At 71.6% G+C, this 14,529-nt stretch carries 14 protein-coding genes; 7 read left to right on the top strand and 7 right to left on the bottom strand.

Annotation, left to right across the window (positions count from 1 at the left end):
• Positions 1-9 precede the first annotated feature (9 nt).
• Positions 10-1,056: an LCP family protein gene (locus Q0Z83_RS06620; RefSeq protein ID WP_317792904.1), complete on the top strand. Its 1,047-nt coding sequence runs from the start codon at positions 10-12 to the stop codon at positions 1,054-1,056.
• A gap of 481 nt (positions 1,057-1,537) precedes the next feature.
• Here the strand turns inward: Q0Z83_RS06620 and Q0Z83_RS06625 are convergent, their stop codons facing one another.
• Complete coding sequence (locus tag Q0Z83_RS06625) at positions 1,538-2,608, bottom strand: hypothetical protein (protein ID WP_317792905.1); 1,071 nt, start codon at positions 2,606-2,608, stop codon at positions 1,538-1,540.
• A 105-nt stretch (positions 2,609-2,713) separates the two neighbouring features.
• Between Q0Z83_RS06625 and Q0Z83_RS06630 the strand changes: the two genes are divergently transcribed.
• The 3 genes from Q0Z83_RS06630 (at position 2,714) to Q0Z83_RS06640 (ending at position 5,397) form a co-directional block, all read left to right on the top strand.
• The gene (locus Q0Z83_RS06630) at positions 2,714-2,935 is read left to right on the top strand and encodes a hypothetical protein (protein ID WP_317792906.1); all 222 of its coding nucleotides are present in this window, start codon (positions 2,714-2,716) and stop codon (positions 2,933-2,935) included.
• Between the two features lie 170 nt (positions 2,936-3,105).
• On the top strand, positions 3,106-5,013 hold the full coding sequence (locus tag Q0Z83_RS06635; protein WP_317792907.1) for a protein kinase domain-containing protein: 1,908 nt from the start codon (positions 3,106-3,108) through the stop codon (positions 5,011-5,013).
• Between the two features lie 123 nt (positions 5,014-5,136).
• The gene (locus Q0Z83_RS06640) at positions 5,137-5,397 is read left to right on the top strand and encodes a hypothetical protein (protein WP_317792908.1); all 261 of its coding nucleotides are present in this window, start codon (positions 5,137-5,139) and stop codon (positions 5,395-5,397) included.
• On the opposite strand, the gene Q0Z83_RS06645 is transcribed toward Q0Z83_RS06640, so the two are convergent.
• Entirely contained in the window at positions 5,334-6,359 is a 1,026-nt protein-coding gene (locus Q0Z83_RS06645; protein ID WP_317792909.1) for an NAD(P)-dependent alcohol dehydrogenase, read from the bottom strand. The two genes, Q0Z83_RS06640 and Q0Z83_RS06645, sit on opposite strands and share 64 nt — an antisense overlap.
• Positions 6,360-6,450: 91 nt before the next feature.
• On the opposite strand from Q0Z83_RS06645, the gene Q0Z83_RS06650 reads away from it, so the two are divergent.
• Complete coding sequence (locus Q0Z83_RS06650) at positions 6,451-7,425, top strand: LacI family DNA-binding transcriptional regulator (protein ID WP_317797044.1); 975 nt, start codon at positions 6,451-6,453, stop codon at positions 7,423-7,425.
• On the opposite strand, the gene Q0Z83_RS06655 is transcribed toward Q0Z83_RS06650, so the two are convergent.
• Entirely contained in the window at positions 7,422-8,957 is a 1,536-nt protein-coding gene (locus Q0Z83_RS06655) for a UxaA family hydrolase (RefSeq protein WP_317792910.1), read from the bottom strand. The genes Q0Z83_RS06650 and Q0Z83_RS06655 overlap by 4 nt on opposite strands.
• Before the next feature lie 135 nt (positions 8,958-9,092).
• Positions 9,093-9,698, bottom strand: a complete 606-nt coding sequence (locus Q0Z83_RS06660) for a hypothetical protein (RefSeq protein WP_317792911.1) — start codon at positions 9,696-9,698, stop codon at positions 9,093-9,095.
• Between the two features lie 146 nt (positions 9,699-9,844).
• Here Q0Z83_RS06660 and Q0Z83_RS06665 point away from each other — a divergent pair, with 146 nt between their 5' ends.
• Positions 9,845-10,780, top strand: coding sequence for an ATP-binding protein (locus Q0Z83_RS06665; protein WP_317792912.1), 936 nt, complete (start codon positions 9,845-9,847; stop codon positions 10,778-10,780).
• Here the strand turns inward: Q0Z83_RS06665 and Q0Z83_RS06670 are convergent.
• The gene (locus Q0Z83_RS06670; protein ID WP_317792913.1) at positions 10,759-11,718 is read right to left on the bottom strand and encodes an alpha/beta hydrolase; all 960 of its coding nucleotides are present in this window, start codon (positions 11,716-11,718) and stop codon (positions 10,759-10,761) included. The genes Q0Z83_RS06665 and Q0Z83_RS06670 overlap by 22 nt on opposite strands.
• 159 nt (positions 11,719-11,877) lie before the next feature.
• Here Q0Z83_RS06670 and Q0Z83_RS06675 point away from each other — a divergent pair, with 159 nt between their 5' ends.
• Positions 11,878-12,564: a hypothetical protein gene (locus Q0Z83_RS06675; protein ID WP_317792914.1), complete on the top strand. Its 687-nt coding sequence runs from the start codon at positions 11,878-11,880 to the stop codon at positions 12,562-12,564.
• Between the two features lie 10 nt (positions 12,565-12,574).
• On the opposite strand, the gene Q0Z83_RS06680 is transcribed toward Q0Z83_RS06675, so the two are convergent.
• On the bottom strand, positions 12,575-13,459 hold the full coding sequence (locus Q0Z83_RS06680; RefSeq protein ID WP_317792915.1) for a diacylglycerol kinase catalytic domain-containing protein: 885 nt from the start codon (positions 13,457-13,459) through the stop codon (positions 12,575-12,577).
• Positions 13,456-14,514, bottom strand: a complete 1,059-nt coding sequence (locus Q0Z83_RS06685) for an SPFH domain-containing protein (protein ID WP_317792916.1) — start codon at positions 14,512-14,514, stop codon at positions 13,456-13,458. Before Q0Z83_RS06685 ends, Q0Z83_RS06680 begins: the two co-directional genes overlap by 4 nt.
• Positions 14,515-14,529 lie beyond the last annotated feature (15 nt).

The following is a 14,529-nucleotide window of genomic DNA, read 5'->3' on the forward strand; positions in this document are numbered from 1 at the left end:
ATATACCTTATGCCCGATTCAGCGAAACGGCGGTGGGCTCGGCTCGCCATCGCCGTCGGCGTCCTCCTGCTGCTGCCCGCCGCGGTCACCGTGCCGTCCGTGGCGGGCCCGCCGCAGGCCGGTCTGGCCGGGCCGCTCAACATCCTGCTGGCCGGCATCGACCCGCGCGGCACCCACACCCGGCCGCTGTCCGACACGATCATCGTGGCGCACATCCCGGCCGACCGCCGCGGCGTCTACCTGTTCTCCCTGCCCCGCGACCTGGTGGTGTGGATCCCGCCGTTCGCCCGGACCGGCACCGCCGGCCGCTACGCGAAGATCAACGCGGCGATGGCGCTGGGCAGCGAGACCGGCCCGGACCGCTACGACCCCGCCCAGGGGTACGACCTGCTCGCCACCACGGTCGGCCAGGTCACCGGCATCAAACGGTTCGACGCCGGTGCGGTGATCAACTTCGGTGGCTTCAAGCGGATGGTCGAGGCGCTCGGCGGCGTCGAGATGACAGTCGACCAGGACGTCGTCTCCGAGCACCTCAAACCGGACGGCACCCGCCGCGACCTGCTGCCCGGCTGCCGGATCGGCGGAACCTGCATGCGGCCGTACACCGGACCGCAGAAGATCTACCCCAAGAGCACCACGCCGGTACGGCTACGCCCATGGGAGGCACTCGACTTCGTCCGGCAGCGCTACGGCCTGCCCAAGAGCGACTACGACAGGCAGCGCCACCAGCGGCAGCTCCTGCGGGCGGTGGCCCGGAAGATCACCGACCCGGCCCAACTGCTGAAGGTGATGGCCACGGTCGGTGACGATCTCATCGTCGAGGACGGTGGCCACGACATCACCGACTGGCTGGTCGCGCTCAAGAACGTCGACACCACGGCCGTCGTCACGGTCACCCTGCCCGGCGGGCCGGTCTTCGACCACGGCAGGTATCTCGGCGAGCGCTACGCCACCGGCGTGACCAGCTTCTTCGCCGCGGTCAAGGAGGATCGGGTGGCCGCGTACCTCCTTGATCATCCGACACTCGTCGACCCGGTCGTCAAGCGCCACCGGTAGTGACATCGGGTCAGGTCGCTGGCTTCTGCGACGCCGGGCTCCGCAAGACCGAGACGGCTTGGGGTTGCGAGCTTCCCTGTCGCGGGAGGCTCGGCCTGACCCGGTGACCCGGTGACCCGGTGACCCGGTGGCTTGGTGACCCGGTGGCTTGGTGGCCGTGTGGGACTTCGTGGCTGAAGTCCCACACGCCGACGAGTCTCGGCCATGACAACGCCACATTTTCGCGGCCAGCGGCGCAGTAGGAACCCCAAAGCGTTCCGAAGGCGTCCTCAGCAGCACGGTATGAACCCTAAAACCCCTTGTAGAGAGCCCTGCCGTGCCGCTCGCGGGTGTTGTGGTGTTGGGAAGCAGCCTTGTCGTGCCGCTCGCGGGTGTCGTGGCGTCTCGAAGCAGCGCTGCAGTGCCGTTCGCCGGTGTCGTGGCGTCTGGAGGCAGTCCTGCCGTGCCGCTCGCCGGTGTCTTGGCGGGCGACGGTTGGCCGTCAGCGGGTGCGGCGGCGGGCGATGAGCACACCGAGCAGCAGGGCAGCCGCGGCCAGTCCGATCCCGGCGGCCAGCGCGCCGACCGGGATGCCGCCCTCATCGGCCTGCCCGGCGGCGACGGGCCGGTTCGCCTTCTCCGAATCCGCCTTCGACGGCGGTGGCGACGAAGACGGCGACGAGGTGGCGACCGGGGTCGGGGCGTCCGGAAGCGGGTACCGCAGCATGTCCACACTGTCGGCGCCGTCGGCCATCTCCGAGATGCTCAGTAGCGCCGTGCCGTCCGGCGGGTAGGCGATCGACTCGCCTTGCGGCTCGTTCGGCAGGGCGATCCGGCGCGGCGACCCCTCGCCGATCGCGGTCACGACGGCGTCGGCGGTGCCGCCCGCCTCGACATCGAATTCAAACGCGTCGGCGTACGTCCGAAGCGCGACCCGTTTCCCGTCGGGGCTGGTCGCGGCACCCGTGACGACGAAACGGCCCTTGAAGCCGTACGGATTGTCGGTGGTCGTGACCGGGATCCGGAAGTCACCGGCGCGCCGCAGCGGAACCGTCGCCGACGCGTCGAGCGGCCGCTCCGGTACATACACCCCGGCGGTCAGCGGATCCTTGGTGACCACGATCGGGGTCCCGTCGCCGGCCACGAGCAGCGCCTCCGCGTCGTGCGGGCCGTCCGGGTAGGACAGCCGGAACAGTTTCGGCGATTCGGCGCCGGGGGCCAGCCGCCACAACCCGATGGTGTCCCGCTCGCGGTCGTTGTCGCCGATGTCGCCGATCCACAGTGTGCCGTCCGCGGCGCGGGCCATGTCCTCGGTGTCCCGGGGCTTCGACGGGAACGACACGGTACGGGTGACCTTGCACTTGCGGCTCAGGTAGAAGATCTTCCGCCCGGACTCCTCGTCGGCCCCGTCGTTGACGACCACGTAGCCCGTACCGTCCGCGACCAGGCCGGAGATCTCCACGAGCCGGTCGTCTTTCACCCGGCAGAGGGCCGCCGGCTCGGCGTGCGCCGGGACACCGGTCATCGGGAGCACCGCGGCGACCAGGGCCACACCGGCGGACAGCATCGTCATTCCCACCACCCTGCCATGACCCGGCCGGCCGGGCTCTACAGCAATCCCACAGGACGCTCACGGGGTGGGCAGAAATTGGCAGGTCAAGCTCCTGTCATGACACAGATGACGTTCCCCCTCGCGTTTCCGGCCGGCCGTCGCGGCGAGATCACCGAGCCCGGCGCGCAGCCGCGCCTGCTGCTGCGCGGTGTCGAGTTCGCCGCCGCGCTCGCGGTCAACCTGGGCCCCGACCCGGCGACCACACCGGTCCACGTCGACCGTGGCGTGATCGTGGCCGGCCCGCGGGTCCCGGCCGCCGTGACCCGCTCGTGGATCACCTCGTGGTAGACGTCACAGCTCCCACATCGTGGGCACACGGGGTTCGGTCCGGCCTGCAGGTGATCACCACTGACCAGTGGTTACCGCGGGTGGCCGGAATCGATTGACATCCGATTGACGGCCCGGCCCGGTGTCCCCGTCGGACACACCGCCACAGCCGATGCCGGTACCGTGCCGCAGTGCCCGACAGCCGTCCGAATCTGATCGCCGAACGCTACCGCCTGGTAGGCCAGATAGGCCAGGGCGGCATGGGCCGCGTCTGGTCCGCCCGCGACGAGCTGCTCGCCCGCGACGTGGCCGTCAAGGAGCTCGTCCCGGCGGCCGGCCTCACCCAGGCCGAACTCGGCGCACTCCGGGAACGCACCATCCGCGAGGCCCGCGCCATCGCCATGCTCGACCATCCCAACGTGGTCCGGATCTTCGACGTCGTCTTCGACCGCGGCGAACCGTGGATCGTCATGGAGCTGGTCCCGTCCCGGTCGTTGTTCGACACCGTCCGCGACGACGGGCCGATGGCCCCCGACCGGGTCGCCCGGGTCGGCCTCGGCGTGCTGGCCGCCCTGCGCGCCGCGCACCGGGTCGGGTTGCTCCACCGTGACGTCAAGCCGGGCAACGTCCTGCTCGCCCACGACGGGCGGGTGGTGCTGACCGATTTCGGCCTGGCCACCGCGGCCGGGGACGCCGGCATGACCAGCACCGGCATCGTGCTCGGCTCCCCGCAGTACCTCGCCCCGGAACGCGCCCTCGACGCGGAGATCGGGCCGCCCGCCGATCTGTGGTCGCTCGGCGCGACCCTCTATGCCGCGGTCGAGGGCCGGCCACCCTATGTCCGCTCGTCCCCGATGGCGACCCTGGCCGCCCTGGCCACCGAACTCCCGGCCGCACCGGAACGCGCCGGCGTCCTGCGTCACGCCCTGACCGCGTTGCTGCAGCGCGACCCGGCCCGACGTGCCGACGCCGAGACCGCCCAGCGGCTGCTGCTCGCGGCGACGTCGCCGGGCGCGGCCCCACCGCCGGAGACGCCCCGCTACGAGCAACCCACCTTCGCCGTCCCCAACCAGCGAACCCCGGCCCCGGTCCTCCCGCCCGCCGCGCCCGCACCCGCTTCCGGGTTTGCCGGGCCCGGGCTCGTGTCCCACGGGCCGGTCACCGGTTCGGCTGATCCGCTCGCGGTGCTGGAGCCGTCACCGCGCAAGCCGGTCGATCCGCTGGCGGTCCTGGCTCCTCGGCAGGTCGGTTCCGGTACCGACTCCGGGCGGCCGCCGGTCGGACCGGCCACGGCTCAGCCGCTCCTCGGGGCAGCGCCGGAGACCGCCGACGGTTCGATGGGGGCGGGGCCGCCGCCGGACCCGGCCGGGCGAAGCGGTTCGACGGTCGCCTCACCCGTGGTCGCGCCGCGATCCCGGCACCGTGCCCTGGTCGTGGCGGCGGCGGTCGCGTTGCTGGTCACGGGTGGGCTTGTGGCGTACCCCATGATCTCTGGCGGAGGCACCGCGGAGCCGCAGCCGGACGCCGCTCTCGTCCTGCCGTCGGCGGGGGAGGCCGGTGGCGCGGGAAGTCCGATCGCGAGTGTGCCGGTCCGGACCACCCGCCCGCGTCCGGGTGCGTCGGCCGCCGGGCCTTCCGGTGTCGCGAGCGGCTCGGTCAAGCCGACGAGACCGGCGAGTGCGACGCCCGCCGCCGTGTCTCCGAGCACCGCGACCACGACGACCCCGGCGGTCGTCGCCGGGCGGCAGTTCGTCAGCCACGGCACCGGGACCTGCCTCTACGCGCCCGGGACGACCGGCCGGATCCAGTCGTGGGCCTGCAACGGCGACGCCGGGCAGCGGTTCACCCACCCGTCCGACGGCACGCTGCGCGTCCGCGGCAAATGCGTCCAGATCGCGGGCACCGGCGACGGCGCCACCCTCGACCTGGCCACCTGCACCGGGGCCCGGGCCCAGCAGTGGAACTACAACGAGTCCTACGACCTGGTCAACCTGTGGGCGATCAAGTGCGTCGACGTCCCCGACGCGAGCACCGCCAACGGTGTGGTGGTCCAGGTCTGGGAGTGTTCCGGAGCGTCCCACCAGAAGTGGGATTACTGACCGGCTGGTGCTCCGGGCGGTCGTCGGACCGCCGAGACCGCCCGGAGAGCCGGCCGCGGGCGGGGAGCCACCCGGGCGATTCGCCGGTCACCCGAAGGAGACCGGACGGACTAGGATCGAACGGTGCCGGTCATCGATCTGGATTCGCCCCGACCCGAGGTGGCGCCGCGTGCCGCCCGGCCCCGCCGCCTGGTCCTGGTGGTGGCCGGTCTGATGCTGGCCGCTCTGGCCGGTGAGCCCGCGGTTCCCGCCGCCCCCGACTCGCCTCAGGTGCAGCCGATCATCCTCTGCCACGTCGAGCCGGGCATCGACGCCCCGGCCTACCTGGTGATCCTCGACTCGGAGAGCGGAGAGGTCGCTGAGGACGTCGTCTGCCCGTCGTGATCGCTGACCGTGATCACGACGTTGCCGGTCTTGCGTCCGGTGTCGACGTAGCGGTGTGCCTCGACCAGCTCGGCGATCGGGTAGGTACGGTCGATCACGACTCGTAGTCGGTCGTGGTCGAGCAGGTCGCGGAGCTCGGCGAGGGCCTCATGCTTGCGGACCGACATGCCGGTCCGGACCCGGCGGCCACCGGTCAGGGCGGTGCTCAGGGCCAGCACGTTGTTGATCATTCCGGTGGTCGGGAGATAAACGCCCCGAGGGGCGAGGACCGGACGGCATCCGCGGTACGAGCTACGCGTGACCGTGTCGAACACGACGTCGTACCGCTCCCCGCCGGCGGTGAAGTCCTCAGTGGCGTAGTCGAAGACCCGGGCCGCCCCGAGAGACTTCACGAGAGCCGCGTTCCGCCCGCTGCACACCCCGTGCACGATCGCCCCGGTCCGGGCCGCGAGTTGCACCGCGTACGTCCCGATACTTCCCGACGCCCCGATGACCAGCACCTTCCGGCCCGCCTCGATCCGGGCGATCCGCCGCAGGAAGTGCCACGCGGTGGTGAACCCGTCGACGCAGGCGGCCGCCTCGGCGTAGGTGACCCGGTTCGGGATGGTCGTCATCGACGCCCGCTCCGGCAGGCACAGGTACTCGGCGTTGGCACCCAGCGCGAACCCGGTGAACCCGAACACCCGCTCGCCGACCCGGTAGCGCTGCGCGTCCGGGCCGGTCGCGACCACCTCTCCGGCGAATTCGAGGCCGAGTACCCGTACCCCGCGGCGGGGTTGAAACGGTCCGATGATGATCCGCCCCCAGCGCGGCAGCCCCTGGCGCATCCCGGACTCCGCGGAGGTGACGGTGCCGGCGTGGACCCGGATCAGGACCTGATCGCCGGACGGCGACGGAGTGGGCAGTTCAACCGGCTGCAACACCTCGGGCGGGCCGTAACGCCGGTAGACCATCGCTCGCATACGGTTATCCTGCGTGGCCCCTGCTGTGACGGCGCTGAGCGGCGACTTATGCTGGCGCGGCAGCAGGACAGAGCGTGAGGAGTTCGGGTTGGTGCGCACGACCGTGCAGGATGTCGCGCGTGCCGCAGGCGTCTCGGTCTCGACGGTGTCCCGTGCCCTGACCGGCGGCAGTGTCAGCCCGTCCACCCGCGAGGCGGTGATGGCGGTCGCGCACCGACTCGGGTACCAACCCAACCGGGCCGCCCGGGGGCTGATCACCGGCCGTACCGGAAACCTGGGGTTGATCGTCCCCGATCTGCGTAATCCGTTCTTCGCCGACGTCGCCAAGGGGGTCACCGCCCGGGCCCGGGCGGTCGACTGCGGGGTGTTCATCAGCGACACCGACGAGGATCCGGTCGCCGAGCTGGAGGCGATCGCCACGCTGCGGCACAACACCGACGGGATTCTGCTCTGCTCGCCCCGAGCCCGGGACGCCGAGCTGCTGAAGGCGGCCGACCCGCAGAACACGGTGCTGCTGCACCGGCGGGTGCCCGGCCTGTCGTCGGTGGTGGCCGACATCGTCGACGGCACCCGGCAGGCGATCCGGCATCTGCGTGCGCTCGGGCATCGGCGGATCGCGTACGTCTCCGGCCCGGAGGACTCGTGGGCGTCCCGGCAGCGGCTGGCCGGGCTCGCCGAGTTCCGGGCCGACGACGATCTGGAGATCCTGCCGGTCGGTTCGGTGGCGCCCACGTTCGACGGCGGGGTGCTCGCCGGCGACCTGGTGCTGGCGGGTCCGGCCACCGCGGTGCTCGCCTACAACGACCTGGTCGCGATGGGTCTGCTGCACCGGCTGGCGGCCCGCGGCGCGGTCGTCCCGGAGCGGATGAGCGTGGTCGGCTACGACGACATAAGCTTCGCCGCGATGAGCCACCCGCCGCTGACCAGTGTCGCCGTGCCGAAGGACCGGGCCGGTGCGATCGGTCTCGACCTGCTGCTCGGCCGGGGCAGCATGACGGCCGCCCAGGGCGCCGAGGTCATCCTCCCCACCACCCTGGTCGTCCGCGCCTCGTCCGCCGCGGTTTAGGTCACTGCTCCGAGCTGCCACGGGATGAACTCGTCGCGGCCCAGATCGAGGTCCTCACTGCAGGTCACCTGGCCGGAGGCCACCGCCAGGATCGCCTCGAAGATCTGCTCCCCGGCGTCGGTGATGGTCAGCGATCCGGTGACGATGCCGCCGGTATCGAGGTCCATGTCCTCGCGCATCCGCTGGTAGGTCTCCGAGTTGGTGGCGACCTTCAGCACCGGCGCCGGTTTGCCGCCCAGCACCGAACCCCGGCCGGTGGTGAACACGACGACCGTGGCACCGCCCGCGACCAGGCCGGTCACCGACACCGGGTCGTAGCCGGGCGTGTCCATGAAGGTGAAGCCCCGGTCGGTGATCTTCTCGGCGTACTCGTAGACGGCGGTCAGCGGCGCCGAACCGCCCTTCGCCACCGCGCCGAGTGACTTCTCCAGGATCGTGGTCAGGCCGCCCGCCTTGTTGCCGGGAGACGGGTTGTTGTCCAGGGTGCCGCCGCCCGCCTCGACATACCGGTGCCACCAGGCGATCCGGTCGAGCAGCCGCTGCCCGACCTCCTTGCTGACCGCCCGCCGGGTGAGCAGGTGCTCGGCACCGAACACCTCCGGCGTCTCGGCCAGCACGGTCGTCGCGCCCTGCGCCACGAGCAGATCGGAGGCGTGCCCGAGAGCCGGGTTGGCGGTGATCCCGGAGTAGCCGTCGGAGCCGCCGCAGTTCAGGCCGACCACCAGTTTCGAGGCGGGGAACGTCTCGCGGCGGCGCTCGTTCAGGCGCTCCAGCAGCGTACGGACCACGTCCGCCCCGGCCCGCACGGTCGCCCGGACCCCGCCGGTGTCCTGAATGGTGAGCCGCTCGACGATCGTGTCCGAGTCGTCCGGCAGCCCGGCCAGCAGCGTGTCCACGCCGATCATCTCGCAGCCCAGCCCGAGCACGAGGATCCCGCCGATGTTCGGGTGACTCGCGTAGCCGCGCAGCGTCCGCAGGAGGATCTGCCCACCCTCACTGGCCGGAACCATGCCACAGCCGGAGTCGTGGGCGAGCGCGACCACACCGTCCACGTTCGGGTAGACGTCCATGATCGGCCCCCGGAACTGGTCGGCGATCATCCGGGCCGTCGACGCCGAACAGTTCACCGAGGTCACGATGCCGACGAAGTTCCGTGTGCCGACACTGCCGTCGCTGCGCCGGTAGCCCTGGAAGGTGCGCCCGTACTCGGCCGGCGGGATCTCGACGAGCGCGGTCCCGAACTCGTACTCGTGATCGACCGCGGCCATTCCCAGGTTGTGCGCGTGCACATGATCACCGGCCGGCACGTCGGCGGTGGTCCGCCCGATCACCTGTCCGTATTTGTGGATCGGCGTCCCGGTCGTGAGGTCCCGCAGAGCGATCTTGTGGCCGCGGGGCACCGGATTCGCGACGGTCAGCTCCCGCCCGTCGTGCCGCAGCACCTCCCCGGCGGCGAGGTCCCGGGTCGCCACGGCGACGTCGTCTTGCTCACGCAGCAGCAGTGCCACTTCGCGCAGGTCGGATTGCGTCATGGGGAGTCCTTGACATTTTGCGGGAACGTTTGCAAGACATCCTGACACGACCGACCGGAATTGGGTACGGCCACACAGGCCCGCACCGCACCGCGCCCGCCGGGCTGAACGCGGCTCGCCCTGCCACGCCGCGCGTCAGGGTAGGTGCCAGATGGCCTGGGGCTGGGTGGGGTCGTCGGCGACCATCAACTGGTCATAGGAGGTTGCCGGGAAGGCCAGCAGGCGCTGAACGGTGGTTCCGGTGAAACCGGTCGAGCAGGCCACGCTCGGTGCGATCGGGCCCTCGTCGGTGATCAGCAGGAGCGCGTCCAGCGGCAGGGAATCGGTGCCGGCCGTCGTCTCCACGTGAAGGTCGATCGTCACCACCGGGCCGGTGGCGCAGGCCGCGGTCGTGGTGGTCGGGTTCGACGGGGTCACCAGCCATTCGGCTTCGCCCCTGCTCAGGCGGGTCGGCTGGCCGGCGGCCTTCATGAGGGCGCTCGGGTCGTGGGACCGGATCCGCGGGGGACCGAAGAGGGTCTCCATCAGTGCGGCGTTGCGAGCGTCGGTGGCCTGCTGTCCGGAGGTGGGTGCGCCGGATGCGGTCGTGCCGAAGGGCGACGCGCCGGACGGGGGTGTGGCCTCGCGCTGGGCGCGGATCTGCAGGCAGACATCGACCAGGAACACCAGGAACAGCACCCCGATGATCAGGAGCCGGATGATCTGTTTGGGCGTCAGCGACACGGTGCCCTCGTTGCTCATGATCGTGGATGTTAGAGGTGAGCCGGTGTTCGCATCTGCCCGGCGGTCGCGCTGTCGGCCGGGACCGGCCGATCGCGTCGCGGTGTAGCCCGGGTTCTCGGCGTGGCTCGTACCGAAGGAAACTCTTTGCCCTTATCTTCTTGCAAATGAAAATCGCTTTCACTGGCAAGGGCGGGAGTGGGAAGAGCACGCTCGCGGCGCTGTTCGTGCAGCACCTGCGGGCGGCCGGGCATCGGGTCCTGGCCGTCGACGCCGACGTCAACGTGCACCTCGCGCCGCTGCTCGGGGTGACCGCGCGGGCCGAGGCCGCGCTGTCGCATCCGGACAACGTCCGGCGGGTGCGTACGCACCTGATCGGGAGCAACAGCCGGATCGACGGGGTCGAGCACTTCGTGGCGACGACACCGCCGGGGCCCGGTTCGCGGCTGGTCACGCTGGACGGCGACGATCCGGTGCTGGCCGGGCACGCGACCGCGCTCGACGAGCGCACGCACGTCATGCACGTCGGCACCTACGAGGCCCGCGACATCGGCTCCGGCTGCTATCACGGGCATCTGGCGATCCTGGAGAACCTGCTGTCGCACCTGGACCCGGCCGACGACGGCTGGGTGGTCTGCGACATGGTGGCCGGCACCGACGCGTTCGCGAACTCGCTGCACGCCCAGTTCGACACGATCGTCGTGGTGGCCGAGCCGACACCGGAGTCGGTGTCGGTGGCCCGCCGCTACCGGGAACTGGCCGAGGCCGCCGGGGTGCTGGAGACCGTCGCGATCGTCGGCAACAAGGTCGCCGATCCGGCCGACCTGGAGTATCTGGAGCGTGAGCTCGGGGTGGCGCCGATCGCGGTGCTCGGCACGCAGACCGGGCTGCGCCGGGCGCGGCAGGCGGGTCTGCCACCGCGGCCGGAGGATCTGGACGACGCCTCCGCGCTGGCGCTCGTCGCCGAACACGCCGCGGTCCGGTCACTGTCCGCCGAGGACAGGGCGGCCCTCATGCGTACGCTCCACCTGCGCCTGTCCGGCAAGGGGTGGGTGAGGGCCGCCCACGGCGATGTGACGACTCAGTTGCCGCTGAGCGTCTGAATCACGCCGCCGGAAAGCAGGCCCTGGGAGTAGGTGCCGCCCGGGTAGTAGGACGGGTCGGTGCCGATCGCCCAGTTCACCGCGAGGGTCTGCAACGCCGTCACGTTGGCCGCCTGGGAAGTCCCGGCGGTCAGCGTGCACAGCGCGTTGGTGCTGGCCCCCTCGGCGTCACAGTGCGAGCCGGTGGTGAGCCGCACGCCGAGGAAGTCCCGGTCGATCAGGTCGGTGAGTGCGACCGTGCCGCCGGCGTCGCTGTTGGCCAGGTAGGGCGGCGACGAGATGGTCAGGATCGGCAGCGAGGTGCCGGCCAGCCCGTTGAGCCCGTTCGCCAGGTTGTTGCCGAAGATCGACTTCACCGGGTCGAGAAGTTGCAGATGTTTCAGGTTCGCGAACGCGGCCGGGTAGGTGGTGCGCAACCGGTCGGCGATGTAGGCGACCGCCTCGCCGCCCGCCGAGTGCCCGGCCAGCACGTAGCCGGTGGGCAGGGTGCTGCCGGACCGTCCGGCCTTGGCCGCGGCCGCGGCGTAGCTGGTGGCGAGCGCGCCGGACGAGGTGGTGGCAGTACCGATCCAGGCGGCCACGCTGTTCAGGAAGACGGTGTTGTTGCCCAGGTTGTTGACCGTGCAGCCGTAGATGTCGGCGGACGGCAGCGTCGGCGCGAAGACCAGATAGCCCGCGGCCTGGTACTTGCGGGCCAGATCGGCGACGTTGTCGTTGGCGCGGGAGAAGCCGTGCTGGAGGTAGACGAGCGCCTTCGGGCTGGTGGTGGCCGGGAAGTACCAGTCGGCGTCGGGCTTGTAGGTGTGGATCCAGCAGGGCACCGAGATCTCGCCGTCCACTTCGGTGGCGGTGGCGGCGTGCGCGGTCGAACCGGTGGCGAACAGGACGCTCGCGGACATCACGAGCGCGGCGAGGGCATGGCGAAGGGACAGAGACACGGGGACCCCCAGTAGGTCGGTCGTAACGCTCTCCGAAACGGTGTTTCCCATTAGCGTTCCTCGATTGTGAACTGTCAACCCGCACCCGCCGGTTAAATGTGAACACCGGTGACGAACTACCATGTGGCGCGATCTTCTTGACGGCTGAGACGAGGCGACATGCGGTGGTTCCGGTTCGGGTCGGGTCGGCAGCAGACCGGGCAGGACCCTGCTCGTCAGCAGGATCTCTACCGCGAACTGCGGGAACGGTTCGGTCCGCACGTGCCGGGGCGGTTCACCGACCAGGCCGACCAGGCGGTCGCGCTCCTCGACGGCGACGACGGGATCGTGGTGGCGGCGATCGTGCTGCGGGAGTTCGCCGACGCGGCCTTCGCGGCCACCGCGGGCCAGGGTTTCCAGGTGGATCGCCGGGACTACCGATGGGCGTGGCAGGGCGCCGGGCCGCGGCTGCGGTCACCGTTGGCCGGTGGTCCGGGTTTCCCGCTTCATCCGTACGTGCATGTCGCGGCCGCCGTGACGGTGATCGCGCGACAGGCCGGCCGCCTGGTGAAGGTCACCGACCCGCAGCCGGTCCTGGCGCACGTCCTGGAGATCCTCGACCTGATCACGGCCTCCTGGGAGTACGGCCGGGTGGTGCCCGACGTGGACACCGCGAACCTGGGCTCGGCCGCGATCGACGCGGCCCGGGAGATCCGGGGCGCGATGTCCGACGCGCCGCCGCTGCCGTCCGGCATTCGCGAGCAGATGCGGCGCAACAACACGGTCGACGTGTGGGATCCGGCCGCCAACCGGATCGTCGGCGGCTTCAACCCCGGAAAGGCGATGCGTGAGGCGTTGCTGGCGTGATTCGTAGAGGTCAACCGAGGCGCAGCTTCTTCGCCGCCACGCCGATCCGGATCCGCTGACCCCAGGACAGTTCCAGGGCGTCCGACTCCAGGCCGTCGGCGAACACCACGAGCCGCTCCGACTCGCTCGTCAACTCCAGCTCGGCACCGCCGCTGAGCAGGCCGGACGTCTGGGTGACCCCGGTCGCCGGGGACGGCCACGCCTCCCGGACGAACCAGCACAGCGCCGGATCGTCCGGGGCCGGCAGCGGGGGAGTGGCGGCTCGTTCCCGGGCGATCGACGCGCACCAGCCGGTCGCCCCGGTGCCGGTGCCGATGATCAGGCCGGACGACGACTGCCGCTCCCGGGCGCCCTCCGGGGTGGTCAGCACGTAGCGGGCCGACTGGTGGCCGGCGTGCCCGATGTAGACCTCGTTCAGGCCGTACAGCTCCTGGCCGTCGTCCAGCCGGGCCACCACCATGGTCCGCTCCTGGCTGCCCCGGACCCGGTCGTGCAGCCGCGCCGCGACCCCACCGGCCCGGTGGCGGGCCAGCACCCCCGGATTGCGGCCGGGCTCCGGGTCGACCCCGATCACCGGCTGGCCGTCCAGATACTTCGCCACGTTCGCCACCAGGCCGTCCTGGCCGACCGCCACGATCACGTCCTCCGGCGCGAACAGGAACCGCGGCAGGTCACCGCGCTCCACGTGACCGCGCCGCCAGTCGGCCGGGACGGCCGCGCCCACCTCGGTGAGCGCGGCCTTCAGCGCCTCGTGCCGGGCCGTCACCTCGTCCAGGTCGCGGCCCCGCTGACGCAGGAAGTACGCCGCGGCGCCGAGCGTGCCGTGCCGGGCGAGCAGCTCGTCGAGCTCGCTACGCCGCGACACGATCACGATCCGCGGGGTGAGGGTGCTCATTGCCCGAGCCGTCCGACCAGCTTGGTGAGCACGTCCGGGGTGATGGTGAGCTCGTTGACCGACGGGAGGTGACCGGCCAGCTCCTTGAGCGCCAGCGCCTGCAGCACGGCCGGCGGCAGGTCCTGGTAGGCGGCCAGGCGCGCGGCCTCGGCCTCCGCCTCGGCCAGGCCGACGATCCGGGCGCCGGCCGCGCGGGCCTCGTCGCGGAGCCGGGTGCCCTCGGCCTCGCTGGCCGCGATCCGCTTGGCCCGCTCGGCGGCCGCGATGCTCGCGACCTCCTTGCGGTCGGCCTCGGCCCGGGCCGCGACCAGCTGGGTCTCGGCGTCCAGCTCGGCCTCCCGCCGGGTGTTGGCGCCGTGCTGCTCGACCAGCTCCTGCTGCCGCCGAGCCAGTTCGATCTTGGACTGCAGCTCGTTCTCGGCGATCTGCCGTTCCTGCTGGACGGCGTGGGCGCGGCGGGCGTACGTCGCCTTGTCCGCGTCCTGCTGCACCTGCTCCCGCGTCGGGGTCTGCAGCGCCCGCTCCAGGTCGGGCTCCGGGCGGATCGCGACCACCCGGGCACTGACCACCGACACGCCGGTCTCGGTCAGTCGCGGGTCGGTGGCCAGCGCGTCCGCGACCGACTGCCGGACCCCGGCGATCCCGGTGGTCAGCGCCTCGGCCAGCGGCACCCGGGCCAGCAGGTCCAGGGCCGGCTGCTGGGCCAGCTCGGCGAGCAGCGTGGCGACCTGGTCGAGCGGCTGGCCGCGCCACTTGCCGTGGTACGGGTCGATGGAGAAGTCGAGCCGGCCGGCGGCCGCGGCCGGGTCACTGAACCGGTAGGTGACGGTGGCCTGCACGGTCACATCGGCGAAGTCCTCGGTGCGGGCGTGGAAGAGCAGCGGCAGCTCCCGGTCGTCGACCGGAACCTCGGACAGCACCGCGGTCAGTGGCCGATACCAGAACGAGAGCCCGGTGCCCGAGCGCTTCTCGGTGCCCTTGAGGGTGTGGCTGACCCAGCTCGTCGGAGCGCCGCGCAGGTGCCGCAGGTGGAGGCGTCGCGTCACGTCGGCCATGGTGGGGGTCCCTTC

The sequence above is a fragment of the Actinoplanes sichuanensis genome (assembly GCF_033097365.1).
GTDB classification, from domain to species: Bacteria; Actinomycetota; Actinomycetes; order Mycobacteriales; family Micromonosporaceae; genus Actinoplanes; species Actinoplanes sichuanensis.

What these genes read in the sequence shown, in the direction of transcription:
- Q0Z83_RS06620 (WP_317792904.1), top strand. Translation starts at nt 10, where the DNA reads ATGCCCGATTCAGCGAAACGGCGGTGGGCTCGGCTCGCCATCGCCGTC.
- Q0Z83_RS06660 (WP_317792911.1), bottom strand. Translation starts at nt 9,698, where the DNA reads ATGAGCAACGAGGGCACCGTGTCGCTGACGCCCAAACAGATCATCCGG.
- Q0Z83_RS06630 (WP_317792906.1), top strand. Translation starts at nt 2,714, where the DNA reads ATGACGTTCCCCCTCGCGTTTCCGGCCGGCCGTCGCGGCGAGATCACC.
- Q0Z83_RS06680 (WP_317792915.1), bottom strand. Translation starts at nt 13,459, where the DNA reads ATGAGCACCCTCACCCCGCGGATCGTGATCGTGTCGCGGCGTAGCGAG.
- Q0Z83_RS06665 (WP_317792912.1), top strand. Translation starts at nt 9,845, where the DNA reads ATGAAAATCGCTTTCACTGGCAAGGGCGGGAGTGGGAAGAGCACGCTC.
- Q0Z83_RS06645 (WP_317792909.1), bottom strand. Translation starts at nt 6,359, where the DNA reads ATGCGAGCGATGGTCTACCGGCGTTACGGCCCGCCCGAGGTGTTGCAG.
- Q0Z83_RS06685 (WP_317792916.1), bottom strand. Translation starts at nt 14,514, where the DNA reads ATGGCCGACGTGACGCGACGCCTCCACCTGCGGCACCTGCGCGGCGCT.
- Q0Z83_RS06675 (WP_317792914.1), top strand. Translation starts at nt 11,878, where the DNA reads ATGCGGTGGTTCCGGTTCGGGTCGGGTCGGCAGCAGACCGGGCAGGAC.
- Q0Z83_RS06655 (WP_317792910.1), bottom strand. Translation starts at nt 8,957, where the DNA reads ATGACGCAATCCGACCTGCGCGAAGTGGCACTGCTGCTGCGTGAGCAA.
- Q0Z83_RS06625 (WP_317792905.1), bottom strand. Translation starts at nt 2,608, where the DNA reads ATGACGATGCTGTCCGCCGGTGTGGCCCTGGTCGCCGCGGTGCTCCCG.